Origin of the sequence: Roseovarius sp. A46, from assembly GCF_004126395.1 — a bacterium.
GTDB classification, from domain to species: Bacteria; Pseudomonadota; Alphaproteobacteria; order Rhodobacterales; family Rhodobacteraceae; genus Roseovarius; species Roseovarius nitratireducens.
The window spans coordinates 167,038-190,410 of the sequence record NZ_PVWS01000001.1 but is presented as its reverse complement, the minus strand read 5'-3'; the positions used below and the strand labels follow the sequence as shown (position 1 = coordinate 190,410).

The 23,373-nt window shown below is 64.9% G+C and carries 21 protein-coding genes and 1 tRNA gene; 12 read left to right on the top strand and 10 right to left on the bottom strand.

The features are described 5' to 3' along the window. The first annotated feature begins 46 nt into the window (after positions 1–46). The 3 genes from C6W92_RS00920 to C6W92_RS00910 are packed head-to-tail and all read left to right on the top strand — an operon-like array spanning position 47 to position 3,139. Positions 47–1,129 (top strand): ABC transporter permease, encoded by a 1,083-nt coding sequence (locus C6W92_RS00920; protein ID WP_129431199.1) that lies wholly within the window; start codon positions 47–49, stop codon positions 1,127–1,129. Then, entirely contained in the window at positions 1,129–2,043 is a 915-nt protein-coding gene (locus C6W92_RS00915; RefSeq protein ID WP_129431198.1) for an ABC transporter permease, read from the top strand. The genes C6W92_RS00920 and C6W92_RS00915 overlap by 1 nt, the downstream gene beginning before the upstream one ends. 22 nt (positions 2,044–2,065) lie before the next feature. Next, positions 2,066–3,139: a BMP family ABC transporter substrate-binding protein gene (locus C6W92_RS00910; protein ID WP_129431197.1), complete on the top strand. Its 1,074-nt coding sequence runs from the start codon at positions 2,066–2,068 to the stop codon at positions 3,137–3,139. Between the two features lie 56 nt (positions 3,140–3,195). Here C6W92_RS00910 and C6W92_RS00905 read toward each other — a convergent pair whose 3' ends face one another. The 3 genes from C6W92_RS00905 to C6W92_RS00895 are packed head-to-tail and all read right to left on the bottom strand — an operon-like array spanning position 3,196 to position 5,238. Next, positions 3,196–3,816 (bottom strand): methyltransferase domain-containing protein, encoded by a 621-nt coding sequence (locus tag C6W92_RS00905; protein ID WP_129431294.1) that lies wholly within the window; start codon positions 3,814–3,816, stop codon positions 3,196–3,198. 19 nt (positions 3,817–3,835) lie between these two features. Further along, complete coding sequence (locus C6W92_RS00900) at positions 3,836–4,579, bottom strand: phosphatidylcholine/phosphatidylserine synthase (RefSeq protein WP_129431196.1); 744 nt, start codon at positions 4,577–4,579, stop codon at positions 3,836–3,838. After that, on the bottom strand, positions 4,576–5,238 hold the full coding sequence (locus C6W92_RS00895) for a phosphatidylserine decarboxylase (protein WP_129431195.1): 663 nt from the start codon (positions 5,236–5,238) through the stop codon (positions 4,576–4,578). The genes C6W92_RS00900 and C6W92_RS00895 overlap by 4 nt, the downstream gene beginning before the upstream one ends. 110 nt (positions 5,239–5,348) lie before the next feature. On the opposite strand from C6W92_RS00895, the gene C6W92_RS00890 reads away from it, so the two are divergent. The 4 genes from C6W92_RS00890 (at position 5,349) to C6W92_RS00875 (ending at position 8,178) form a co-directional block, all read left to right on the top strand. Then, positions 5,349–6,287, top strand: a complete 939-nt coding sequence (locus tag C6W92_RS00890; RefSeq protein WP_241691034.1) for an aldo/keto reductase — start codon at positions 5,349–5,351, stop codon at positions 6,285–6,287. Further along, positions 6,284–6,943 (top strand): DUF938 domain-containing protein, encoded by a 660-nt coding sequence (locus C6W92_RS00885; protein WP_129431193.1) that lies wholly within the window; start codon positions 6,284–6,286, stop codon positions 6,941–6,943. The genes C6W92_RS00890 and C6W92_RS00885 overlap by 4 nt, the downstream gene beginning before the upstream one ends. Positions 6,944–7,015: 72 nt before the next feature. Continuing rightward, positions 7,016–7,357, top strand: coding sequence for a carboxymuconolactone decarboxylase family protein (locus C6W92_RS00880; RefSeq protein ID WP_129431192.1), 342 nt, complete (start codon positions 7,016–7,018; stop codon positions 7,355–7,357). An 83-nt stretch (positions 7,358–7,440) separates the two neighbouring features. After that, a complete protein-coding gene (locus C6W92_RS00875) occupies positions 7,441–8,178 on the top strand; it encodes a GH25 family lysozyme (protein WP_129431191.1) in 738 nt (245 codons plus the stop codon). Between the two features lie 30 nt (positions 8,179–8,208). Here C6W92_RS00875 and C6W92_RS00870 read toward each other — a convergent pair whose 3' ends face one another. Next, the gene (locus C6W92_RS00870) at positions 8,209–10,716 is read right to left on the bottom strand and encodes an FAD-dependent oxidoreductase (RefSeq protein WP_129431190.1); all 2,508 of its coding nucleotides are present in this window, start codon (positions 10,714–10,716) and stop codon (positions 8,209–8,211) included. Between the two features lie 195 nt (positions 10,717–10,911). Between C6W92_RS00870 and panB the strand changes: the two genes are divergently transcribed. Further along, positions 10,912–11,736, top strand: a complete 825-nt coding sequence (gene panB, locus C6W92_RS00865; RefSeq protein ID WP_129431189.1) for a 3-methyl-2-oxobutanoate hydroxymethyltransferase — start codon at positions 10,912–10,914, stop codon at positions 11,734–11,736. Beyond that, positions 11,733–12,578, top strand: coding sequence for a pantoate--beta-alanine ligase (gene panC, locus C6W92_RS00860; protein WP_129431188.1), 846 nt, complete (start codon positions 11,733–11,735; stop codon positions 12,576–12,578). Before panB ends, panC begins: the two co-directional genes overlap by 4 nt. Positions 12,579–12,789: 211 nt before the next feature. Here panC and C6W92_RS00855 read toward each other — a convergent pair whose 3' ends face one another. Beyond that, positions 12,790–13,782 carry a P1 family peptidase gene (locus C6W92_RS00855; protein WP_129431187.1) on the bottom strand — a complete coding sequence of 331 codons (993 nt, stop codon included), beginning with the start codon at positions 13,780–13,782 and terminating at the stop codon, positions 12,790–12,792. A gap of 152 nt (positions 13,783–13,934) precedes the next feature. Between C6W92_RS00855 and C6W92_RS00850 the strand changes: the two genes are divergently transcribed. Then, complete coding sequence (locus C6W92_RS00850) at positions 13,935–15,143, top strand: aminopeptidase P family protein (RefSeq protein WP_129431186.1); 1,209 nt, start codon at positions 13,935–13,937, stop codon at positions 15,141–15,143. A gap of 41 nt (positions 15,144–15,184) precedes the next feature. Here C6W92_RS00850 and C6W92_RS00845 read toward each other — a convergent pair whose 3' ends face one another. The 4 genes from C6W92_RS00845 to C6W92_RS00830 are packed head-to-tail and all read right to left on the bottom strand — an operon-like array spanning position 15,185 to position 18,689. Then, on the bottom strand, positions 15,185–16,327 hold the full coding sequence (locus C6W92_RS00845) for a saccharopine dehydrogenase family protein (protein ID WP_129431185.1): 1,143 nt from the start codon (positions 16,325–16,327) through the stop codon (positions 15,185–15,187). 3 nt (positions 16,328–16,330) lie between these two features. Next, complete coding sequence (locus tag C6W92_RS00840) at positions 16,331–17,386, bottom strand: saccharopine dehydrogenase (RefSeq protein ID WP_129431184.1); 1,056 nt, start codon at positions 17,384–17,386, stop codon at positions 16,331–16,333. 10 nt (positions 17,387–17,396) lie between these two features. Further along, complete coding sequence (locus C6W92_RS00835) at positions 17,397–18,011, bottom strand: glutathione S-transferase family protein (RefSeq protein ID WP_129431183.1); 615 nt, start codon at positions 18,009–18,011, stop codon at positions 17,397–17,399. Between the two features lie 27 nt (positions 18,012–18,038). After that, positions 18,039–18,689 carry a histidine phosphatase family protein gene (locus C6W92_RS00830; protein ID WP_129431182.1) on the bottom strand — a complete coding sequence of 217 codons (651 nt, stop codon included), beginning with the start codon at positions 18,687–18,689 and terminating at the stop codon, positions 18,039–18,041. A 327-nt stretch (positions 18,690–19,016) separates the two neighbouring features. On the opposite strand from C6W92_RS00830, the gene C6W92_RS00825 reads away from it, so the two are divergent. Together C6W92_RS00825 and C6W92_RS00820 are read left to right on the top strand one after the other, a co-directional pair. Next, a tRNA-Thr gene (locus C6W92_RS00825) sits at positions 19,017–19,092 on the top strand. Between the two features lie 299 nt (positions 19,093–19,391). Beyond that, on the top strand, positions 19,392–20,141 hold the full coding sequence (locus C6W92_RS00820) for a hypothetical protein (protein WP_129431181.1): 750 nt from the start codon (positions 19,392–19,394) through the stop codon (positions 20,139–20,141). Positions 20,142–20,456: 315 nt separating this feature from the next. On the opposite strand, the gene C6W92_RS00815 is transcribed toward C6W92_RS00820, so the two are convergent. Beyond that, entirely contained in the window at positions 20,457–22,754 is a 2,298-nt protein-coding gene (locus tag C6W92_RS00815; protein WP_129431180.1) for a VapE domain-containing protein, read from the bottom strand. Between the last annotated feature and the right edge of the window lie 619 nt (positions 22,755–23,373).

Sequence of the window (23,373 nt, the reverse complement as noted above, 5' to 3'; positions counted from 1 at the left end):
CAGCGGATTCGGGTATTTTTGCCAAGAAGAAGCCCGTGGGCGCGCCATGCTGAGGCTGGAAAAGCGGCCACAGCCCTCGCGGATCTGGACATGGGCGACGCCGCCCTTCGCCGTCCTCGTCACCATGATCGCGGGCGGCGCGCTTTTTGCCGCGCTGGGCAAGGACCCGGTCGAGGCGATCGCCACGATCTTCTGGAAGCCGCTCTTTGGCGAGTTCGCCTTTTACTACCGGCCACAGCTTCTCATCAAGGCGACGCCGCTCATCCTCATCGCCATCGGGCTCAGCCTCGGGTTCCGCGCAGGCGTGTGGAACATCGGGGCCGAGGGCCAGTATATCCTCGGCGCGCTCACCGGGGCGGGGGTGGGGCTCGCACTCTACCCACTCGACAGCGCGGTGGTGTTTCCACTGATGATAATCGCGGGTGCGCTCGGAGGCTGGGCCTGGGCGATGATCCCGGCGCTGCTGAAAGTGCGATTCGGCACCAACGAGATCCTCGTGTCGCTGATGCTGGTCTACGTGGCCGAGCAGCTTCTCGCCGCGATGGCGCTCGGGCCGATGCGCAATCCCGACGGGCACGGCTTTCCCGGCTCACGCAACCTGCGCGACTATCCCAGCGCCCACAACGCCGAGATCATCGAGGGCACCGGCATGCACTGGGGGGTGGCCGCCGCGGTGATCGCGGTGATCGCAGCCTATGTGCTGCTCAGCCGCCACATCCTCGGCTTCCAGATCCGGCTGGCCGGACAGGTCCCGCGCGCGGCGCGCTTTTCAGGGGTGCGGCCCGGGCGGCTGGTGGTTGTCTGCCTTGGCACGTCCGGGGCACTTGCCGGGCTGGCGGGGATGTTCGAGGTGGCCGGGCCTGCCGGGCAGGTCAGCATAGATTTCAACGTGGGCTATGGCTTCACCGCGATCATTGTGGCCTTTCTCGGACGGCTGCACCCGGTGGGTATCGCGCTTGCGGGGCTTCTGATGGCCCTCACCTATATCGGCGGCGAGATGGCGCAATCGACGCTGGGCCTGCCCGCCGCCGCGATCCAGCTTTTCCAGGGGATGCTGCTGTTCTTCCTGCTGGCGGTCGATCTTCTGACAAATTACCGCATCCGAATCCGCAAGAAGGAGGTCGCGTGATGGGTGCGATCGACCCGGCCCTGCTTCTGGCCGCGCTGGTGGTCGCGGCCACACCGATCCTGCTGGCCGCGCTGGGAGAGCTGGTGGTAGAGCGCGCGGGCGTTCTCAACCTCGGCGTCGAGGGGATGATGATCACCGGGGCGATCTGCGGCTTTGCCGTGGCGGTGAACACCGGCTCGCCTGCGATTGGCTTTGCCGCAGCGGCGGGGGGCGGCGCCGTTCTGTCGCTGCTCTTCGCCCTGCTCACGCAACTGGCGCTGGCCAACCAGGTGGCGTCGGGCCTCGCGCTAACGCTATTCGGGCTTGGGCTCTCGTCGCTCTTGGGGCAGGGCTATGTCGGCATCAAGCCACCGCCGACTCCCCGGCTCGACCTCGGCCCGCTAAGCGACATTCCCTTTCTCGGCCGGGTGGTATTTTCCCACGATCTGATGGTTTATCTGGCGCTGGCGCTGGTCGCGGCGATCTGGGCGATGCTGAAATACACGCGCGCGGGCCTGATCCTGCGCGCGGTAGGCGAAAACCATGACGCGGCCCATGCGCTCGGCTACCGGGTGGTGCGCGTGCGGGTGCTGGCGATCCTGTTCGGCGGGGCCTGCGCGGGGCTGGGCGGGGCCTATATCAGCCTCATCCGCGTGCCGCAATGGACCGAGGGGATGACCGCAGGCGCCGGCTGGATCGCCCTGGCGCTCGTCGTCTTCGCCTCGTGGAAGGCTGGCCGGGTTCTGCTGGGTGCCTGGCTTTTCGGCGGCGTCACGGTGTTGCAGCTCAATCTTCAGGCAGCGGGCCTTGCCATCCCGGTCGAATATCTTTCCATGTCGCCCTACTTGATCACCATCCTCGTGCTGGTCATCATGTCGGCAGACAAGTCGCGCGCCCCCGCCTCTCTGGGTCGCATCTTCCACGCCTCGCAATGACACCACAACAGGGAGACCCCACATGACACTCACCCGCCTGCTCACCTCTGCCGCGCTCGCGCTCGGCCTCGCGACCGGGGCCACCGCACAGGAAAAGACAAAGGTCGGCTTCATCTATGTCGGCCCCATCGGCGATGGCGGCTGGACCTACGAGCATGACAAGGGCCGCCTCGCCGTCGAAGAGCATTTCGGCGACGCAGTCGAGACCGTCTACCAGGAGAGCGTACCCGAGGGCGCCGATGCCGCGCGCGCGATCACGCAGATGGCGCTTCAAGGCGCGGACCTGATCTTCACCACCTCGTTCGGCTTCATGGAGCCGACGCTCGAAGTCGCCAAGAAATTTCCAAACGTGAAGTTCGAGCACGCCACCGGCTACAAGACCCTGCCCAATGTCTCGACCTATTCCGCCCGCTTCTACGAGGGGCGCGCGGTGCAGGGCCATATCGCGGGCGAGATGACGCAATCGAACATCATCGGCTACATCGCCTCCTACCCGATCCCCGAGGTGATCCGGGGCATCAACTCTGCCTATCTCCACGCGAAAAAGGTCAACCCCGATGTCGAGTTCAAGATCATCTGGGCCTATACGTGGTTCGACCCGGCCAAGGAGGCAGATGCAGCGCAGGCACTGATCGAGCAGGGGGCCGACGTGATCCTGCAGCATACGGATTCCACCGCGCCGCAGGCGGCAGCGGAGAAGGCCGGGAATGTCATCACCTTTGGGCAGGCCTCTGACATGACCGAATATAAACCGCTGCCGCGCGTCTCCTCGATCATCGACAACTGGGCGCCCTACTACATCGCCCGCACGCAGGCCGTGATTGACGGGACGTGGGAGAGCCAGCAGGTCTGGCACGGCATCGACGAGGGCATGGTCAAGATCGGCGAAATCACCGACGCGGTCCCCGCCGACGTCAAGTCCGAGGCGCTGGCGCTCAAGGAGACGATGGCGGCGGGCGAGTATCACCCCTTCACCGGCCCGATCAACCGCCAGGACGGCAGCGCATGGCTGGCCGAGGGCGAGATCGCTGATGACGGCACGCTTCTGGGGATGGATTTCTATGTCGAGGGCATCAGTGGTCAGATCCCCAACTGAGCTCGCCACAGAAGCAGGACCAGAGCCCCGCCGGTTCTGGCGGGGCTATTCTTCGGTCAGTTGAGACGCTTTTCAAGCACCAGGAATGTCATCATCCCCATCGGGGGCAGGTCGCGGCGGGTAACGACATGCAGCCGCGGGTCCTGCATCACCGTGTCGATCTCGAAATCCGAATGCCAGCCCAGCACCCGCTCTAGCGGCGCGGCAGCACGGGCCAGACCGGCCCAGACCCCGCGCTCGTGCCGGAAATGGTTGGTGATGACCACCTGCCCGCCTGGGCGCAGCACGCGGGCGATCTCGGCCATCACGCGCTCGGGCTCGGGGACCACCGACAGCACATGCATCGCCGCTACCGTGTCAAAGCTCGCATCCGGAAATTCGAGGTTGCGCGCATCCATCTGCCGCAGCTCTGCGACATGGTCGAGGCCCAGTTTCGACACGCGCGCGCGCGCCTTGCGCAGCATGTCCTCGCTGTAATCCATGCCGGTAACGCGCAGCGCACTGTTATAGGTCTCCAGCGACAGGCCGGTGCCGACACCTACCTCCAGCACCTCGCCACCACGCGCGTTGATATAGGCCACCGCCGCACGGCGACCGGCATGCGTGATCTTGCCGAAAGTCGCGTCATAGACAGGGGCCCACCGGGCGTAGCTGTTCTTGACCGCGTCGAGATCCATCGTCATACCCCTCCGTTGCTCATGAGGATCGGTCCTTGGGATACCAGAACACCGCCGCCCAGATCACGACCGCGACATAGGCGAGGCATATCATGATCAGTGCCGCCCAAGTGAAGAGCGTGAGCGCAGCGGCCACGCAGGCAAAAGCCAGCAGGAAGAATTTCACGTTCTCGCGCGAAATCCGCGTCCGCTTGAAGGACCACACCGGCACCGGCGAGATCATCAAAAGACCGACACCGGCCATGTAGAGCGCCACCAGCGGCGCGGGCGGCGGTGACATCCCCGGAATGGCGAAAGTAAAGAACATTGGCAGCATTGCCAGTAGCGCCCCCGCAGGCGAGGGCAGCCCCTGGAAATACGCCCCCGATCCGCCCTTGGCCCCCTCTTCGCGGGAACTGACGTTGAACCGTGCCAACCGCATGACGCAGCACACGGCAAAGAACAGCACCGCGATCCAGCCCGCGTGGCGCATGTCCTGCAAGCCCCAGAGATAGATCACCAGCGGCGCGGCCACGCCGAAATTGACGAAATCCGCGAGCGAGTCGAGCTCCGCCCCCATTGCCGAAGTGCTGCGCAACAGCCGCGCCAGACGTCCGTCGAGCCCGTCGAGAACCCCGGCGATGAGCAAGAGCTGCACCGCACGCACGTAATCGCCCTGCACGCCCATACGGATCGCGGTGATCCCGGCGCAGATCGCCGCCACCGTGAGCATGTTGGGCAAAAGCTGCGCCAGCGTCAGCTCCTTTCTCGGGGGGCGGCTCATGTGCCGGTCTCCGCGATCACCGTCTCACCGGCGATCATCGTCTGGCCCACGCGAACCAGCGGCGCCACCCCCTCGGGCAGGTAGACATCGAGCCGCGAGCCGAACCGGATGAGCCCGAACCGCGCGCCACGCGCGATCTCGTGCCCCTCGCCGGTGAAACACACGATCCGCCGTGCAACCAGCCCGGCGATCTGCACCACCGGCAACACGCGGCCGTCCGCCATCTCGATCACGATGCCGTTGCGCTCGTTGTCGGCGCTCGCCTTGTCGAGCGAAGCATTGAGGAACTTGCCGGGGCGATAGGCCACCTTCGTCACCCGGCCCGCCACCGGCGCGCGGTTCACGTGGCAGTTGAACACCGACATGAACACGCTGACCCGCGTGAGCGGCGTGTCCGGCAGGCCCAGCTCGGCGGGGGGCACGGCGGGCTCGATCAGCGACACGATGCCATCCGCGGGGCTAACGATCAGACCGGGGCGCGTGGGCGTTACGCGCTCGGGATCGCGAAAGAAATAGTAGCACCAGACCGTCAGCCCCGCACCGATCCAGCCCAAAGGCTCCCACAGCAAGAAGAGCACCAGCGCGACCCCGGCAAAGATCGCGACGAAGCGGCGCCCCTCGGGGTGCATCGGCTTTATAAAGGTCTCGTGCATCTTCATGGGCGCATGGTCCTTGGGCGCTATATCCTTTCCAATCGCCTAAGCCCCATGACCTTCAGATGCAAGGCGACACCTTTTCTTCGGTTCCACCGCATGGCACTCTCCACCGCATGAGCATCCAGATCACCTCTCCCGACGGGACCGCGGCCAGCCGCTTTGCCTTTGGCACCATGCAATTCGGCGGCACGGCGGACGCGGCGGCCTCGCGCGCCATGTTCGACGCCTGCCTCAACGCTGGCATCACCCATTTCGACACCGCCTATCTCTATACCGATGGCGCGGCTGAGACGCTGCTCGGCAAACTTGCCGCGCCGCATCGCGACCGGCTCGTGATCGCAACCAAGGCTGGCTACTCTGGTGGGGCCGGGGCCGCCAATATCCGCGCGCAGTTCGACATCTCGCGACAGCGGCTCGGGATGGATCACGTTGATATCCTCTACCTGCACCGCTTCGATGCCGGCACAGCCCTGGAGGAAACGCTGGAGTGTTTCGCCGACCTGAAGTCGCGCGGACAGATCAGCCATGTGGGTCTATCAAATTTCGCCGCGTGGCAGGTGATGAAAGCCGCCTGCATCGCGGCTCGGTTTGATCTTCAAATCTCGATCCTGCAACCGATGTACAGCCTCGTGAAGCGGCAGGCAGAGGTCGAAATCCTGCCGATGGCCGCCTCCGAGGGTATGGTCGTGGCGGGCTATTCTCCGCTCGCGGGCGGGTTGCTCACAGGTAAATACGCGCGCGGCGAAACGGGGCGGCTCACCGGCAACGAACGCTACGCGATCCGCTACGGGCAGAACTGGATGCAAGAGGCCGCCACGGCGCTGGTGGACATTGCCGCAGAGCTTGGCACCGATCCCGCGACGCTGGCCGTCGCTTGGGCCGCCGGCCATCCCGCCGGGCCGGTCCCACTCATCTCGGGCCGCTCGGCGGAGCAGATCGCGCCCTCGCTCGCCGCCATTGATTTCGAAATGGATGACGCGCTCTATCAACGGCTCGCGGCGCTCACCCCGGCCCCGCCCCCGGCGACCGATCGCACGGAAGAGGGTGCATGAGCACGCGCCGCACCCTGCCGCCGATGGCCTCGGTCGCGCATGAAACCGAGGGGGCCAAGCTGCACGCCCCCTCGGCTGAGCGCAACGCCGGACCGATTACCGACGCGCTGCGCGAGATCGCACCCGAGACGGGCCGCGCGCTGGAAATCGCCTCGGGCACCGGGCAGCATGTGGTGGCCTTTGCCCGCGCCATGCCCGGGCTCGACTGGCAGCCGACCGAAATCGACCCCGCTCGCCGCGCCAGCATCGACGCCTACGTGGCCGAGGCCGCCCTGCCCAACCTTTCCCCAGCCCGTCCGCTCGACGCGACCGCGCCGGGATGGGGGGCGGAGAATGGCGGGCAGGACCTGATCGTGCTGGTAAACCTACTGCACCTCATCAGCACGCCCGAAGCGCGCACGGTAATCCGCGAGGCGGCGCAGGCGCTCGCACCCGGCGGGCACCTTGCCCTCTATGGCCCGTTCCTGCGCGACGGGCAGGCCACCTCCGAGGGCGATGCCCGCTTTGACGCGAGCCTGCGCGCCCAGGACGCCGGGATCGGTTACAAGGACGTGGCCGAGGTCGCGGGATGGATCGAGGCCGCCGGGCTGACCCCACCCGGGACGCGCGTCCTGCCCGCCAACAACCTTCTTCTCGCTGCCCGCCGCCCCACCTGATCTGGATCAATGCCTCGCGGCCTTGCCGGTGCTTTCTGCGATCGCAGGACCCCCGGCAAAAAGGACGCGAAGATGAGCTGGAAAGAGAAAATCGACGACACGAGAACGGAGTTGCGCGCGATGAACGCGCTCATCCCCGACACGGCGCGCGCCTTCGGCGGCCTCGGCAAGGCGGTCAAGGAGGGTGGCACACTCGATTTCAAGACCAAGGAGTTCCTTGCCCTCGGCATGTCCATCGTCATCCGCTGTGAGCCCTGCATCGGCCTGCATGTCGAGGCGCTCGTGCGCGCCGGGGCCACCCGCGAGGAGGTGGGCGACGTGCTGGCCATGGCGATCCAGATGGGCGGCGGCCCGGCGATGATGTATGCCGCGCATGCGCTCGCCTGTTTTGACGAGCTGTCCGAAAGTTCCTGAATCGCGGGCGTGCGAAACATGCTGACCGGCAAGGTCGGGGCGGTTAGGATCGGCGCAAGTCCTCCGCCCGGAGATGCCCGCCGATGCTGCGTATCCTGTCTCTTTGTGTTTGGCTCGCCCCCCTGCCCGCCCTGGCCGGCGGACCCTTCGGCGATTACGATCCTGTGGATTTCGGGCCCCGAGGACCTGCGCGCTACGCGGTGCACGGTATCGACGTGGCGCGCTTCCAGGAAGAGATCGACTGGCGGCGCGTTGCGGCCTCGGGCGTGGCCTTCGCCTGGATCAAGGCGACCGAGGGCGGCGACGTCAAGGACCCCAGCTTTGACCGAAACTGGCAGTTGGCCGCGCGCCACGGCATCCCGCGAGGGGCCTATCATTTCTACTATTTCTGCACCCAGCCCGAGGTGCAGGCGCGCTGGTTCATCCGCAACGTGCCGCGCCGGGGCCGCTCCTTGCCGCCCGTGCTTGATATGGAATGGAACCCGTTCTCGCCCACCTGCACCACCCGCCCACCGGGGGCTGAGGTGCGCAGGCAGGCACGAATTTTCCTTGATATAGTAGAGCGTTACTACGGCCAACGCCCGATTATCTACACCACCCCGGAATTCTACGCCGTCACCGGGATCGGACAGGTGCGCGCAGAGTTCTGGCTACGCTCGGTGGCGAAAACGCCCGACAAGGTGTATCCGGGGCAACCTTGGGTATTCTGGCAATACACCGGCACCGGCGTCGTACCGGGGGTCGCGGGCGGCGTCGACATCAACGCGTTTCGCGGCACACGGGGCGCGTGGCGCCGATGGTTGCGCCGGCACGAAAAATGAGGGGGCGCCCGAAGGCGCCCCCGTCATTGCTCACCCATCCTTGCGGATGGTTTCGTTCTTCGGGTCGTAGGGGCTGTCGCAGGTAACGGTCGCGTCCCAGAGCTTGTCGAACATGCGAACCTGTAGCTTCGTGCCCTCAACCGCAAGGTTCGGACGGACATAGCCCATGCCGATGGACTGACCGAAGGCCACCGAATAGCCGCCCGAGGTGAGACGGCCCACCCGCTCGCCCTCGGGCGTGTAGAGCGCCTCGCGGCCCCACGGATCGGCGTCCTCAGGCCCGTCGATCAGCAGCGTGCAGCATTTCACGCGAACGCCGGTCTCCACGAGCTTCTCCTTGCCACGAAACTCCTTGTCGAGATCGACGAAGCGGGGCAGGTCGGCCTCGAGCGGGGTGGCATCCCGGCCCAGCTCGTTGCCGAAGGCGCGATAGCTCTTTTCCTGCCGCAGCCAGTTCTGCGCGCGCGCGCCCACCAGCTTCATCCCGTGCTTCTCGCCAGCGCTCTCAAGCAGGTCGAAGAGGTAATTCTGCATCTCGATCGGGTGATGCAGCTCCCAGCCCAGCTCGCCGGTATAGGCCACGCGGATGGCGTTGACCGGGCACATGCCCAGTTCGATCTGCCGCGCCGAAAGCCAGGGGAAGCGCTTGTTGGAGAGCGCCGTTGCCGGGTCGGCATCCTTGATCACCTCAAGCAGCACGTCGCGCGATTTCGGCCCGGCAATGGCAAAGACACCGTATTGCGTGGTCACGTCCTGAATCTCGATATAGCCGAATTCGGGCGCCATATCCTCGGCCGCCTTGCGCATGTAGTCGGCGTCGTATTCCGTCCAGCCGCCCGAGGAGACGAGGTAATATTCGTGCTCGGCGCGGCGCACGATGGTGTATTCGGTACGCGTGGTGCCGGCATCGGTCAGCGCATAGGTCAGGTTGATCCGGCCTACCTTGGGCAGCTTGTTGCAGGTGAACCAGTCGAGGAACGCGGTGGCGCCGGGGCCCTTGACCACATGCTTGGTAAAGGCCGAAGCGTCGATCAGGCCCACGCCCTCGCGGATCGCCTTGGCCTCTTCCACGGCATATTGCCACCAGCCGCCACGGCGGAAGCTGCGGGCGTCGTGGTCGAAATTCTCGGGCGCGTCGAGAGGGCCATAATAGTTGGGACGCTCCCAGCCGTTCACCCAGCCGAATTGCGCGCCGCGCGCCTTTTGCCGGTCATAGGCAGGTACGGTGCGCAGCGGGCGGGCGGCGGGGCGTTCTTCATCCGGGTGGTGGAGGATGTAGACATGGTCATACGCCTCCTCGTTCTTGCGCGCGGCGAATTCGGTGGTCATCCAGTTCGACGAATACCGCTTGGGATCGAGGCTCGCCATGTCGATCTCGGCCTCGCCCTCGACCATGAGCTGTGCGAGATAATATCCGGTGCCGCCCGCGGCGGTGATGCCGAAGGAAAAGCCCTCGGCCAGCCACATGTTGCGCAGCCCCGGTGCGGGGCCGACCAGCGGGTTGCCATCGGGTGTGTAGCAGATCGGGCCGTTGAAATCGTCCTTCAATCCGCTTTCCTCGCAGGACGGGATGCGGTGGATCATCGCCATGTACTGCTCTTCGATCCGCTCCAGGTCGAGCGGGAAGAGATCGGCGCGGAAGCTGTCGGGCACGCCATATTCAAAGCAGGCGGGGGCGTTTTTCTCATAGACGCCGAGAATCCAGCCGCCGCGCTCTTCGCGCACGTAGGATTGCGCGTCGGCATCGCGGACCACGGGGTGCTCCTGCCCGCCATTCGCGCGATATTCGACCAGCGCCGGATCCTTGTCCATCACGATGAACTGATGCTCGACCGGGATCGCGGGGATCTTGATGCCGAGTTTCTTCGCGGTGGTCTGCGCGTGGTTACCGGACGCGGTGACGACATGCTCGGCGGTGATCACGATCTGCTCGTCCGAGGGCACGAGGTTGCCGCCCTTTTCCACCATCTTGGTGCAGGTGACTTCCCACGCCTCGCCGTTCCAGTGGAATGCATCGGCCTGCCATTTGCGTTCGATCATCACGCCGCGCTGGCGCGCGCCCTTGGCCATCGCCTGCGTCACATCCGCGGGGTTAATATAGCCGTCGGTATTGTGATAGATCGCACCCTTCAGATCCTCGGTATTGATGAGCGGCCAGCGCGCCTTGATCTCGTCCGGCGTCAGCCACTCGTAAGGCACACCACAGGTCTCGGCGGTCGCGGCATAGAGCATGTATTCGTCCATGCGCTCGTCAGTCTGCGCCATGCGCAGGTTGCCGACCACCGCAAAGCCAGCGTTGAGCCCGGTCTCGGCCTCGAGCGTCTTGTAGAAATCCACCGAATACTTGTGGATATGCGTGGTGGCGTAGGACATGTTGAAAAGCGGCAACAGGCCCGCAGCGTGCCAGGTGCTGCCGCTGGTCAGCTCGTCGCGCTCCAGCAGCATGATGTCCTGCCATCCTGCCTTGGCCAGATGATAGGCGATTGAGGTGCCGATCGCTCCGCCGCCGACGACGAGGGCTTTGACTTCGGTTTTCATGGCGTGCGACTCCGTTGGGATAACGTCTTTGGGCAGATGTTTATCAATCCTGTGAAATCACGCGCAGCCCATCCGACACAACGCCGCACGAAAGCGACGCTGCCCGCCGATCACGGTGCGATAACAGAGAGGTGGATTTCCCCCGCGCAGCTTGATAGCTAGCGCGCCAACACGGACATCACGGAACCGACAGCCATGAGCGCCACCGCCCGCAAGACCGCCCCCCTGCCCGAGGACATCCGGGCGATGAAGGGCCGCGCGCCCATCGTCTCGCTGACCGCCTATACTACGCCGATGGCGCGGATGATGGATGCGGCCTGCGATTTCGTCCTCGTGGGCGACAGCCTCGGGATGGTGGTTCACGGCATGACCTCGACCCTCGGTGTCACGATGGAAATGATGATCCTGCACGGGCAGGCGGTGGCGCGGGGGCTGTCGCGCGCGATGCTGGTGATCGACATGCCCTTTGGCAGCTACGAGGAAAGCCCCGCACAGGCGTTCCGCAACGCCGCGCGCATCATGCGCGAGACGGGCGCGGCGGCGGTCAAGCTCGAAGGTGGGCAGCACATGGCCGAGACCATCGCCTTTCTGGTGGCGCGCGGTGTGCCGGTGATGGCGCATATTGGCCTCACACCGCAATCGGTGAACACGCTGGGCGGCTACAAGGTGCAGGGCCGTGGCGAGGCGGCCGAGCGTCTGATGGCCGACGCGCGCGCCGTTGCCGAGGCCGGGGCGTTCTCGGTGGTGCTGGAAAAGCTGCCCTCGGTGCTGGCCGATCGGATCACTGCCGGGATCGACATTCCCACGATCGGTATCGGCGCCGGGGCTGGCTGCGACGGGCAGATCCTCGTGGTCGATGACATGCTGGGCCTGTTTTCCGAGTTCAAGCCGAAATTCGTCAAGCGTTATGCGGAGTTGGGGGACGCGGGCACCGCCGCCATCGCCGCCTATGCCGAGGACGTGCGCGCGCGCACCTTTCCCGCGCCGGAGCACGGATTCGCCGAGGAGTCGCCGAGTTGAGCGCGCCGATCCTGCGCCGCCTCGACGACCTGCGCATCGCCACCCGCCCCTGGACGCTTGCCGGCGAGCGCATCGGCGTGGTGCCGACGATGGGCGCGCTGCATGACGGGCACCTGTCGCTTGTGGCGGCGGCCAAAGAGCGCTGCGATCGGGTGATCGTGACGATTTTCGTCAATCCAAAGCAGTTCAACAACGCTGCCGATCTGGATAAGTACCCCCGCACCGAGGAAGAGGACGCGCGAAAGCTGGCTCGATTCGGGGTGGATGCGCTGTGGGTGCCGGAGGCTGACCAGATGTATCCGGCGAGTTTCGCCACGACCGTTTCGGTCAGCGGGTTGACCGACGTGATGGAGGGGGCGTTCCGACCCGGCCATTTCGACGGGGTGGCCACGGTGGTGACCAAGCTCTTTACCCAGACCAGCGCCACCGACGCGTTCTTCGGCGAGAAGGATTTCCAGCAGCTCCTGGTGGTGCGCCGCATGGCTGCCGATCTGGACCTGCCGGTGACGGTGCATGGCTGCCCGACGATCCGCGATATCGACGGGCTGGCGCTCAGCTCGCGCAACCTGCTGTTGTCGGACCGCGCGCGCACCTCCGCGCCGCGCCTGCACGAGGAGATGGAGGCGCTGGTCGAGGGGCTGCGGTCGGGACAGGCATTCCCGGCGCTTCGCGAGAGGGCGGTGGCGCGGCTGGAGAAGGCCGGGTTCACCCGCGTGGATTACCTCGACCTGCGCGCACAGGACGACCTTGCAACCCTCGACGCGCCCGACCGTCCCGCGCGGCTCTTTGCCGCCGCGTGGCTCGCCGGGGTGCGGCTGATCGACAATATCGCCGTCGCCTGAACCGGTGAGTGACACAACGTAATGCGCCTCCGAGGGGAAAAGGTAAGGATTTCCTGACGGGACAAGCGCGCGATTCTTCCCCATGTGACGGGTGCCGGGATCGCGCAAACCGCGCTGGTCAAGAGTGTCCTGATTGACGGTGCCCGGTGAGCCACCGCTCACGTCTGTTGTGTCCCAGGGCCCCGGTGGAAACACCGGGGCCGCTTTTCTCTCAGCCGAACCGCTCCGACCACGTCGGCAGCAGGTCGCCGGGCACCGGGCGGGCGGCGTGGATCGCGCGGGCGATGGCGCGGGCCATGGTGCAGGCGGCGGCGTGGCCCAGCAGCACCTGCGCAGCAAGGTCGGGCGCGGGGCGCGCCCCTGTGGCGGCGGCGAAGACCAGGTCACCATCCATCAGCGTGTGCGACGGCAGCAGAGCGCGGGCCAGCCCGTCATGCGCGGCAGTGGCAAGCCGGGTGCATTGCGCCTGTGTGAGGGCGGCATCGGTGGCGACGATGCCGATGGTGGTGTTGGCGTGATGCGCCAGTTTCGTGGGGGCCTGCATCGGATCGCCAAACCCCTGAGCCAGGCCGAGCCCACCGAATTCGCCGTCGATCTCGAAGGGCGCGGCCCAGAAATGCGGCCCCGCGCCCACGGTGGCCGAGCCAAGAGCGTTCACGGCCACCAGCGCCCCCACCGTGCTGCCGTCAGGCAAGAGGACCGAGGCCGAGCCGAGCCCGCCTTTGAGGGTCGCCGTGGTCGCCCCCGTGCCCGCGCCGGTGCTGCCAATCTCGAACTCCTCCGACACGTCGGCGAGCGCTGTGCGGCCAAGCGCCTTGTAAGGATTATCCGACCAGCCCTTGTCCCCGCCGTTCAGCAGATCGAACAGGATGGCGGCGGGCACGATGGGAACGCGCACGTCCCCCACGGCAAAGCCGCGCCCCATGTCGCGCAGCCCCTCCGCCACGCCCGAGGCCGCATCGAGGCCAAAGGCCGAGCCGCCCGACAGCACCAGCGCATCGACCTGTTGCACCGCGCGGTCGGGGGCGAGCAGATCGGTCTCGCGCGTGCCCGGCGCGCCGCCCATGACGTGCACCCCGGCGGTAAAAGGCGCGTCGGCGGCGAGCACCGTCACACCGGAGCGAAGCCGCGCATCCCCGGCATTGCCCACGCGCAGCCCGGCCACATCGGTGATAAGGTTGCGCGCACCTGTCCGCGTAATCATGCCGCAAATCTCCGTTCGGGCCACAAACCACCTTGCCAGAGCGCATGCGATCGGCAAGAAAAGGTATCAGGCCCGGGCGATGGCGTCGCCCCGATCAGGGCCTTTCCCAACAGTCCTGAACGCCGGGACCTTCTTTTGCAAGGAGGGTCACTATGACTGCACGTCCTGATTTCTATCGTTTCCACAACGGCGAAAAGGCCCCGTTGCCCTTTTCCATATCCGAGTACGAGGCCCGGGTTGCGGGCCTGCGTGAGATCATGGATGAGGCGGGGGCAAGCGCCGTCGTCCTCACCTCGATGCACAATATCGCGTACTATTCGGGCTTTCTCTATTGTTCATTCGGGCGGCCCTACGGCCTTGTCATCACCGAAACCGACTGCGTCACCATCAGCGCGGGCATCGACGCGGGCCAGCCGTGGCGGCGGTCATTTTGCGACAACATCACCTATACCGACTGGCAGCGCGACAATTTCTGGCGCGCGGTGCGGTCCGTGGCAGGGACAGGCGGGGTCGTCGGCTACGAGGGCGATCACCTGACGCTGATGCAGCGCGACAGGCTGGAGGATTTCCTCGAGCCCTTGACGATGCTGGACCTCGCCCCGGCCACGATGCGGCAAAGGATGCGCAAGTCCGAAGCCGAGATCGCATTGATCCGGTCCTGCGCACAGGTGGCCGATGTGGGCGGCTACGCCATCCGCGACGCGGTGAAGGTCGGCGCGCGCGAGCTCGACGTGGCGATGGCAGGCCGTGACGCGATGGAGGTGGAGATCGCCAAGCGCTTTCCCGATGCCGAGTACCGCGACACCTGGGTGTGGTTCCAGTCGGGGATCAATACAGATGGCGCGCACAACCCGGTGACGGCGCGCATGATCGAGCGCGGCGATATCCTGTCGCTCAACACCTTCCCGATGGTGTCGGGCTATTACGTGGCGCTGGAGCGCACGATGTTCGCGGGCGAGGTGGACGCGGCCAGCCGCAAGATCTGGGAGGCCAATGTTGCCGCCCATGAGTACGGCATGTCACTGCTCAAGCCCGGGGTGAGCTGTGCCGACGTCACGCACCAGATCAACGCGTTCTTCGAAGAGCGCGACCTGCTGCAATACCGCACCTTCGGCTATGGCCACAGCTTCGGCATTCTCAGCCACTACTATGGCCGCGAGGCGGGGCTGGAACTGCGCGAGGACATCGACACGGTGCTGGAGCCGGGTATGGTGATCTCGATGGAGCCGATGCTGACGCTTGGCGAGGGACAGCCCGGCGCCGGTGGCTACCGCGAGCACGATATTCTCGTGATCACCGAGGACGGCAACGAGAACATCACCGGCTATCCTTACGGCCCGGACTTCAACGTGGTGGGTTGAGCCCGGTGCCGGGGCGGCATCGCGCCGCCCCGGCACATCGTTCAGGCGAGGTGATCCACCACCTGCAAATGCTGCGCCAGCCGGTCAACCTCGGACAGGTAGCGCGCCACCAGCTTCGGGTCGTGTGGCGCGGGGCTGACGCCCGCAGGTATTTCGCGTGCCAGCACCGATTCGACCGCCAGCGAGACGGGCACCGACACCAGCCGCGCCATCGCCGTCCCGCGCAGATCGCCCCAAGCGTCCATCAAGTAGGTCTTGTGCCAGACCGGCATGCCGTCCCGCTCGGCGCGCAGCCCAACGCAGAGTACGACACGATCTGGCTCGCCCTCGTCATAGGCGTTCTCTTGCCAGAACTGATCGGACATTTCCCTGAGCCGCGCCTCGCCGGCATCGCCCTCGAGCGTCTCGATCTCGGCAAACACGTCCTTCCACGCCTCTGACCAGCCGTTGAGCCGCAGCGTGCCGCGCACGAAATCCCTGACCCGCCAGTCGGGATCGAAGCGGTAATCCTCGATGAAGGGGATGGAATCGCGGTTGGGGTAGACCTCGAAGGTCTCGGGCGTCGGCAATGGGGCCTGGTAGGACGAGATCGCATCCCACGGCCGCGCGACGTTCAACTCCGCGAACTCGCGGATCGAGCGCGAAGGCGAGCGCAGCGCCTTGAGCACGCCCAGCGGCGACCAGCTGAACTTGTAGCGGAACGGGTTCGGGTGCTTGGGCACGCCGCCGCAATATGAGGTGAAGCTGAGGTCGTTGGCCGCGTCGCACACCCCCGAGGCGCGGTAATCGGCCACAAGGTGATGCGCCATCAGGTGGTCGATGCCCGGGTCGAGGCCGATCTCGTTGACGAGGCTCAGCCCGCGTGCGCGTGCGGTCTCATCCAGCGCCCGCATCTCTGGCGCGATGTAGGAGGACGAGACGAAATGCGCGCCCTTGGACAGGCACAGCTCCGCCAGCGGCACATGCCAGTCGCCGGGCAGCATCGAGACGACCACGTCGCCGGGCTTGAGCGCCCCGGCCAGCGCATCGCGATCGAAGGCGTGGATATCGGCGGTCAGGTCGCCCACCGCCGCCTGCGCCTTGCCGGTGGAGCGGTTCCAGACGGTCACGTCATGGCCCGCCTCGATCAGCCGCCGCAGGCCGGGGATGGCCGAAAGGCCGGTGCCGCACCAGTGAATCGTCATGTTTCAGACCTCCTTGATATGGGTGTCGAATATCGCCCGCGCCCGGCCCCAGACGCCCGTGTCGAGCCGATCGAGCGTCGCGAGGTGCGGGAGAAGCTGCGCGGCGAAATCCTCCGAGGATTCGCGCGGCAGGAGCGAGGGCAGGTTGTCGATGGCCATCACGTCCAGCGGCGGCGCGTCGTGGACGCGCACCGCCGGTTCGGCCCATGTCGTGGCCGTGTCATAGACCGGCACCGGGTTGTAATCGCTGTCGGGATCGCAGGCCACGTCACCGATCACCGTCAGGCGGCGGGGTTCAGCCACCGCCGATTTCGGCACGAAGACCGGCGTGCCGGGGCGCGCGAGGATGCAGTTGATGAACAGGTCATGCGCGAGAATTTCCGGGAACGGCCCGCCATGCGCGGTCTCTGCCATGTCCCAGCGGGTCACCGTCACGTCCAGCGCCTCGCACAGGTCGCTCGCCCCGGTGCCGACGCGGCCCAGCGCGCCGATGACGATGGCCGTGGGCCGGGGCGCGCCGGTGGCGTCGAGCTGCGCGGCGAGCACGGAGATCAACGCATCGCGGCCCGCAAAGGTATCGACGGGCGGACAGGTCTTGCCCTGCCGCTGCGCCGCCCATGCCATGAGCGACACCGCCGCGCCCGCATAGCCCGCCCAGTAGCCGAAGGCGGCGACGCGGCGTCCGTCCTCGTCCACGAGATACTCCAGGTCATAGAGCGCGCCGCCCCCGGCCCTGAACCGCTGCAACAGCCGTTTGCCGGAATGCTGCCCCTTGAAGGCATGGCCGAACATGACGTGACGATGGCGTAGCGGCGTGCCATCCTCGGGCAGTTCCTTGAGCCCGAAGATGATGGCATCGGCGGGGGCATCGGGCCACGCGCCCTCGGGCGCGATCTCGCAGCCCGCGTCGCGGTAGCCGTCAATCGGGATCGCACGATTGCGGCTTTCCTCGATCGTCACGCGCATACCCTTGGCGACCAGTTGCGCCGCTCCGTCGGGCGTGATCCCCACCCGTTCCTCATTCGGCCGCTGCTCGGCCCGGACCCAGAGATGTGTCATGGTTGTCCTCTCAGATCATGTCGTCGGCGATGACCTGCGCCACCGAGGCACGGGTGCGCATCGCCTCGACAAAGGCGGTGATCTTTGGATAGGCCGCCATGTCCACCCCGTCACCGGGCAGCCAGCTACAGGCGACGTAGAGATACGGATCGGCCAGCGAGACCGCCTCGCCCAGCACGTAGGGCCCCTTGAGCATGTGATTTTCGACATGGGCCGCGCTCGCGGTCATGGTCTCGACGGCCTTGGCCTTCATGTCGGCGAGCGAGCTTTCCTCAACGGCCCAGCGATGGCCGCGCACGCGGTGCGCATGGTTCACATGCATGGTCGAGGCGAGATAGCACATCGCCTCGCGCATCTTCGCGGCCTCAAACGGATCGGTCGGGCGCAGCCCGGCGGCAGGCGCGAGGTCGGCGATGTGCTCAAGAATGGCGGCGGTCTCGGTCAGGATGCCGCTCTCGGTCACGAGTGCCGGCACGCGCCCCTTTGGGTTGACCGCGTGATACCGCGGCTGCGTCTGCTCGCCCGCCTTGAAATCGAGCCGCACCGGCTCGAACTCGAGCCCCGCCTCGTGGAGTGCGATGGCCACGGCGATGGCGATTGTGCCCCTTGCATAATAGAGTTTCATGTTCCTCTCCCGTCTCAGATGCCCGTTTCAGATAAAGGTGCGGGCATGGGCCCGGTCCGGTGCGTCGAGATGCGGCGTGGCGTTGAACGCCCCCACCATCAGCATGTCATGGACATGGTGCACACGGTGCAGCGAACTGTTCATCACTTGCAGCATGACCTTGGACATGCCGCCAATGTCGAGCCCGAGTGCGTGGCGCATGGCCATGCCGATCACGCCCCCGGAGGTGACAACGAGCACGCGCCCGCCGCTGCCCGACAGCTCGTCGAGCAGGTCCGTCACGCGGGCCGAGAAGCTCTCGTAACTCTCGGGCAACCCGTCGAGATTGCCTTGCGCCCAATGCTCGATGACCCGCGGCAGGTAGCGCGCGAATTGCGTGGCATCCTGCGGGGCGGGGATGCCGTGCTGCGCCTCCACGGCCTGCGCCAGCGCGAAATAGCTCAGCTCGTCGAGGCGCGCGTCCACGTCGCCGCCGCCATAGCCCATGGCGTCGGCCGTGCTCCGCTGCCGGGCGAGCGTGCCGGTGATGACCCGGTCGAAATGCGGATCGGTGGCGCGCATGTGCATGCCGAGCCAATCCGCCTGCTGCACGCCCAAGGGCGAGAGCCGGTCATATCCCGCCTCGTCGGTGGCCCTGTTGTTGGCCTGCCCGTGCCGCACCAGAACGATCTCGGTCACATTTCGCCCCCCGTCTTTCGCCGCGACGTTAGCGCCCCGCGCGACCGGGCGAAAGGTGGCATGGGCGGATTTCTCGGAGCACCGGACCGGGCGCGTGGGCGCGCGCGCAATTCCTGTTGCGCCCTGCCCCCGGCTCGGTTAAAGCGGCACCCGGTCCCGCCGCGCCAGACCCGGCCCGCGGGCGAGAAGGTGGCCGCTGTAGCTCAGCTGGTAGAGCACGTCATTCGTAAGTAGCGGGTCCGCTCGTGAATGATGTTAAAAGCCAGTCGCTTACAGGTGGCGCGTTGGAACTAGTAGGGCCATAGTAGGGCCGAACGAGAGAAGGATGCCGGTGTAGCTCAGCTGGTAGAGCACGTCATTCGTAATGATGGGGTCGTAGGTTCGAGTCCTATCACCGGCACCACTCTTCTCCGCCTTCAAAGCAAATTCGGAACTGGAATCAACACCTTCGGCATAGCCGCGAGGTGACGTTTGCGCTTTCGATTTTCAGACATCCGGGCTAGGCTGCGCTCAGGATTGGCAGAAAGAGCCAGTCTCGGGGCGTAGTAACCCCACCGCAAGCGGCCGGTGTCGGCCGAAATGACACCTCCTCGATCCCTATGGTCGGGGAGGCACTGGCGTATGTCCAGGGCTCCGGCCTAAAGGCCAGCGCGGTCGTCTTGCGGCGGCTTACTAACTCCCCGGCTGCCAGAGGAAACTCTGGTGGCCGATTTCGTTAGTAAAGAGGCCGTTATGAGCAGTAGCATTAAGAAACAGAGCGCGTCAGTGTTCCGCGTATTCGTCCGTTCCCAGATCGTGATGTTGGAGCTGGTCGCCTTGGGCGTCGCCCTGTACCTCATTCAGCAGAAAAGCGCGAACGCCCAGACCACCATTGCCATCCTGCTGTTCTGCGTCTTCGTCTTTACGTTGCTCACCGGCAAGGGCTTTCCCCATTTTCGGCATCGAGGTAAGGCATTGCTTCTTCTTGCCGTCACGGGGTTCTTTGCCGTCCAAGGCGCAACCATAGTTGAACAACAGCGGGAGGCGCATCTGGCGGAGCTTCGGGCCAGCGATCCCGCCGCCTTCCTGACGGAACTGCGCGAAATCGACGAGGACCGTTGGTTCGAGGAACTGCGCGAACTTGATCCCGATGCCCATGCTGTCGAAGCGGCCCGCAGGTCTGCCTTGGCAGAAGCGGAACGCCTAGCCCAGTGCACCGACCAGAAGGCGTCCCAAGCCTACGTCATGATCCAAGCGGACGTGCGGCGGACGCTAGTTGCACCGTCAACCGCCGAGTTTCCATCGCGATACGGTGCGGGCACTGGTCATGCCGGAGATTGCCTATACCAAGTGAACGGGCACTTTGACGCACAAAATGGATTCGGGGCGATGCTGAGGGGCACGTTTACCGGCACGATCCGGTATTTTCCTGAACGCGATAGTTGGCAGACCCAAACGCTGAGCGTCAATTAGCCGTATAAGCTGACCCCGGCGTGAGGGGCAACCTATCCGCCAGCATTATGCAACGGGGCGGAGAGGCCCGGAGAGGGCCATACAGGCCCCACCTAGGGGTTGCGCCACCCCCTTTGCCCAATGTGTCCTACGCGCCCCTCTGCCGCCCTCAAACGCCCGTAGCAAATTTGTCTGCCGCTGGCCTTTTTGTAACTTGTAACCGTAACTTAGCTCTGAAGGTTTCAGAAATAAAATAAGGCGGGGCACCATAGCGCCCCGCCGGGTAGTGCAGGCCAGTTTGGGCCTTATGTTACGTTACAAGGTACGCCACGCCGTTCAAAACGGCGGTTCCTCATGACGTTGCGCGTCTAGGCGGTCGATGACCACGATGCCCCCGTCGACCCGGCGAGCAATGTACTCGACCTTCCGTTCGTCGGCATCGCCACGCACGAACCCCTTGCGCTGAGCCTTGTCCCGCCGCCCGAGATCGTGCAGGCGATGGGTACCGTAGTCCCACCCCAGCTTGGCCATAACCGCATTGATCCGCCGCTTGTCCACCGGTGACATACGCGCCGTGTCGAGGCCGAGGAGGAGCTTCACGCTGTCCATAGATACCCGGCCTTTGGTCTCGCCAAAGGCGTCCTCCAGCACGTCCGCATAGGCATCCTCGACCATACGCCGACCCTGCACCTTCTTGGCGACATCCCACAGATGCGGCGACAAGTTAATCGATTCGCCCGCCGCCTCACGCACAACCGCTTCGGCCCAAAGCTGATCAACGTCAGCGGAAAAGCGCCCGAGATCAATCTCCCCGACTGTCACCGGCCAGATGCGACGATTGCCGGTCAAGTCGCGTAGGTATGCCAGTTCATTGGTCGTACCCAAAATAATACAGTGACGACGGTATTCCGCCGCGTTGCGAGCATATGCCGGGCGGAACATATCGACGGCTGTACTCAGGAACTTCTTCAAGCTCTGGCTGGTGGTCTTGTTCATCCCGTCCAGTTCTTGGCACTCGACAATCCATGCACGGGTCAACATTTCGGCCTTGGTCTTGTCGTCGCTCTTGAGGTCGAGGCTGCCACAGAACCATTCATCGCGGATTGCTAGGCGCTGGGCGATTTGGGATTTGCCCGCACCTTGCGCACCTTCGAGCACAAGCATTGTGTCGAATTTCACGCCCGGCTGCTTGATACGGCGCACGCCCGCGATCAAGAGCTTGCTGCCGAATTCGGCGTTCAGCTCGTTGTCGTCTGCACCACAGTAGACCGCCAGCCACCTGTCGATACGCGGCGTCCCGTCCCACACCAGCCCGTCAAGGTAATCCTCGACAGGGTGGTATTGCTGCTCATGTGCAACCGCCAACAATTCGCGCTTCACGTATGTCGGTGCCGCGACGAAATCCAAATCGCGGAGGAACGCACTGGACAGAATTTCCGCGATATCGTTCAGGTCGCGCCCATCAAGGCCGTAGCCGCGAAACTCGTCCGTTTGCGTGAACGTGTTGCGCTGGGCATCGACACCCACCACAGCCAGCGCGTAGCGGATGTTCTGCGGGAAATTTTTGATGGGACGACCGTCATCATCACGGACCGGCCAGCCGCCAGTACGCAATTCAATCGCAGCCATTGCACGCACCACCTGACGGTGCCCATAGGCAAGCGGGTTGGGTTTTTCGAGAACATGGGCGCTAATGCCCACGTCCGGCGACACAATGATCGACAAAACGTGCCCCGGTTGCATCCCTTTCCCAAGCATCCAGAAAACGGCGGCATATACCAGTTCCGAACGGGATACGTAGGTCTTCCCCGGCGGATTGTTCCCGGTCATGATTGCTTCGACCCATTCCGGTTCAGGCGGCAGCACTTCATAGAGATGGTCGGGGAGCGGGAGCGGTTCGACCTCGACCATAGGTGCGGCCAACGCCGAAGGCTTCCCGGCGGGTTTGGCTGCCTCTTTGGGCAGTTTCACCCGGAAGTCAGCCACCGAGTAGGTGCGGGGAGGTTTGGTCAGATCCATCGGCTCGAAAGCCCACGCCAAGGCAGGTTCACGGCCATCCGCGCGCTTCTTGTCATTCAGCCAGTTCATCGTCCAGGGCAGGCGCAACAACCGGTCGGCATTGTGCGTCCCCGGTCCGCCCTGAAGTACAAATAGCAGGGCTTTGTTGAGTTCCTCGGCCTTCTGGATGTCCAGCGGCTCATCCAGCTTCCACACCGCTTGACAGCCGCCACCCGTCTCCCAGATGGCGGACGGCAGCGGAACACCTTTCGGGCGCTTCTTGTCATCATGCAGAATGCCTATGACGAAGTCGGCCTGTTCCTCTGGCGTTCCCGGATAGTCCTTGTAGTCCAGATCAACATGCAGGAAACGCACGGCGGAAAGGTTCTGCTTTTTGCGGTTGCCTTCCAAGAATTCTGCATTCGGTAGGAAGTACATATTGCGCTGGGCATCGTCCGAGTTGCCGGATGCAACGAAGGAAGTCGCCTCCGAGATTTCCAGCCGGGAAAACCGCCTTGCGATTGGCCTTGCTTCTCCTTGGTTTGCCATGGACTCGAGGTAGATGGGCGCGTCAGGGTTCAGCCAGTGCAGGAATTCGATGGCGCGCGCGGGGTTGGGTGCCAGATTACCGACCATGGGTGTACACCCCCGGCTCACACTCCTGCTCTTTCAGCCATTCTTCGACCGCCTCAACACGGTAGAGAACCTTGCCGGTTTTACCAATTGATTTCAGGCGGATGAATTTTGGGCCGTAGCCATAGACGCGGCCCTTTTCGAAGTACGAGGCGCTCAGGCCAGTAAGGCGCGCGACGTCTTTGGTTGTTAGAAGCGATTTCGTTTTTGGGTTACGAGGCTTCGTGCTTGTAGCGGTGGATTGGGGGTATTCTGCCCCCAATAGGTACGAATGTTTCATTTTCGGTACTTTCGCAGAGCGTGACGGAGCACGGCTCAGTTGAAGCTGATGCCCGGAAGCACGCAATTGATGCCCACTTCCCCTAATGTCTCGGCCATACGCCCCGGTCGGTTAGCACGATCTATATTCCGATCGGCCATAGCCTTCCCCGTCGCGACTACGGACTTTCACCGCCCCACGGCTGCGACCCCGCTTTTGGGTTTGCTTTCGCCATGCTTTGATGGCGCAGGTTATGGCGAGGGTCAAGAAATGTTCGTTGCGATTCTAGTGCCGTCCAAGACACTCCAGCGCCAGCACGCGCCCGCGCGCGTCGCCGAAGCATAGGAGATCACCCGCTATAGA

Bases quoted from the DNA above. Each gene is read 5' to 3' on its own strand.
- C6W92_RS00920 (WP_129431199.1), top strand. From the start codon at position 47: ATGCTGAGGCTGGAAAAGCGGCCACAGCCCTCGCGGATCTGGACATGG.
- C6W92_RS00915 (WP_129431198.1), top strand. From the start codon at position 1,129: ATGGGTGCGATCGACCCGGCCCTGCTTCTGGCCGCGCTGGTGGTCGCG.
- C6W92_RS00910 (WP_129431197.1), top strand. From the start codon at position 2,066: ATGACACTCACCCGCCTGCTCACCTCTGCCGCGCTCGCGCTCGGCCTC.
- C6W92_RS00905 (WP_129431294.1), bottom strand. From the start codon at position 3,816: ATGGATCTCGACGCGGTCAAGAACAGCTACGCCCGGTGGGCCCCTGTC.
- C6W92_RS00900 (WP_129431196.1), bottom strand. From the start codon at position 4,579: ATGAGCCGCCCCCCGAGAAAGGAGCTGACGCTGGCGCAGCTTTTGCCC.
- C6W92_RS00895 (WP_129431195.1), bottom strand. From the start codon at position 5,238: ATGAAGATGCACGAGACCTTTATAAAGCCGATGCACCCCGAGGGGCGC.
- C6W92_RS00890 (WP_241691034.1), top strand. From the start codon at position 5,349: ATGAGCATCCAGATCACCTCTCCCGACGGGACCGCGGCCAGCCGCTTT.
- C6W92_RS00885 (WP_129431193.1), top strand. From the start codon at position 6,284: ATGAGCACGCGCCGCACCCTGCCGCCGATGGCCTCGGTCGCGCATGAA.
- C6W92_RS00880 (WP_129431192.1), top strand. From the start codon at position 7,016: ATGAGCTGGAAAGAGAAAATCGACGACACGAGAACGGAGTTGCGCGCG.
- C6W92_RS00875 (WP_129431191.1), top strand. From the start codon at position 7,441: ATGCTGCGTATCCTGTCTCTTTGTGTTTGGCTCGCCCCCCTGCCCGCC.
- C6W92_RS00870 (WP_129431190.1), bottom strand. From the start codon at position 10,716: ATGAAAACCGAAGTCAAAGCCCTCGTCGTCGGCGGCGGAGCGATCGGC.
- panB (WP_129431189.1), top strand. From the start codon at position 10,912: ATGAGCGCCACCGCCCGCAAGACCGCCCCCCTGCCCGAGGACATCCGG.
- C6W92_RS00855 (WP_129431187.1), bottom strand. From the start codon at position 13,782: ATGATTACGCGGACAGGTGCGCGCAACCTTATCACCGATGTGGCCGGG.
- C6W92_RS00850 (WP_129431186.1), top strand. From the start codon at position 13,935: ATGACTGCACGTCCTGATTTCTATCGTTTCCACAACGGCGAAAAGGCC.
- C6W92_RS00845 (WP_129431185.1), bottom strand. From the start codon at position 16,327: ATGACGATTCACTGGTGCGGCACCGGCCTTTCGGCCATCCCCGGCCTG.
- C6W92_RS00840 (WP_129431184.1), bottom strand. From the start codon at position 17,386: ATGACACATCTCTGGGTCCGGGCCGAGCAGCGGCCGAATGAGGAACGG.
- C6W92_RS00835 (WP_129431183.1), bottom strand. From the start codon at position 18,011: ATGAAACTCTATTATGCAAGGGGCACAATCGCCATCGCCGTGGCCATC.
- C6W92_RS00815 (WP_129431180.1), bottom strand. From the start codon at position 22,754: ATGGTCGGTAATCTGGCACCCAACCCCGCGCGCGCCATCGAATTCCTG.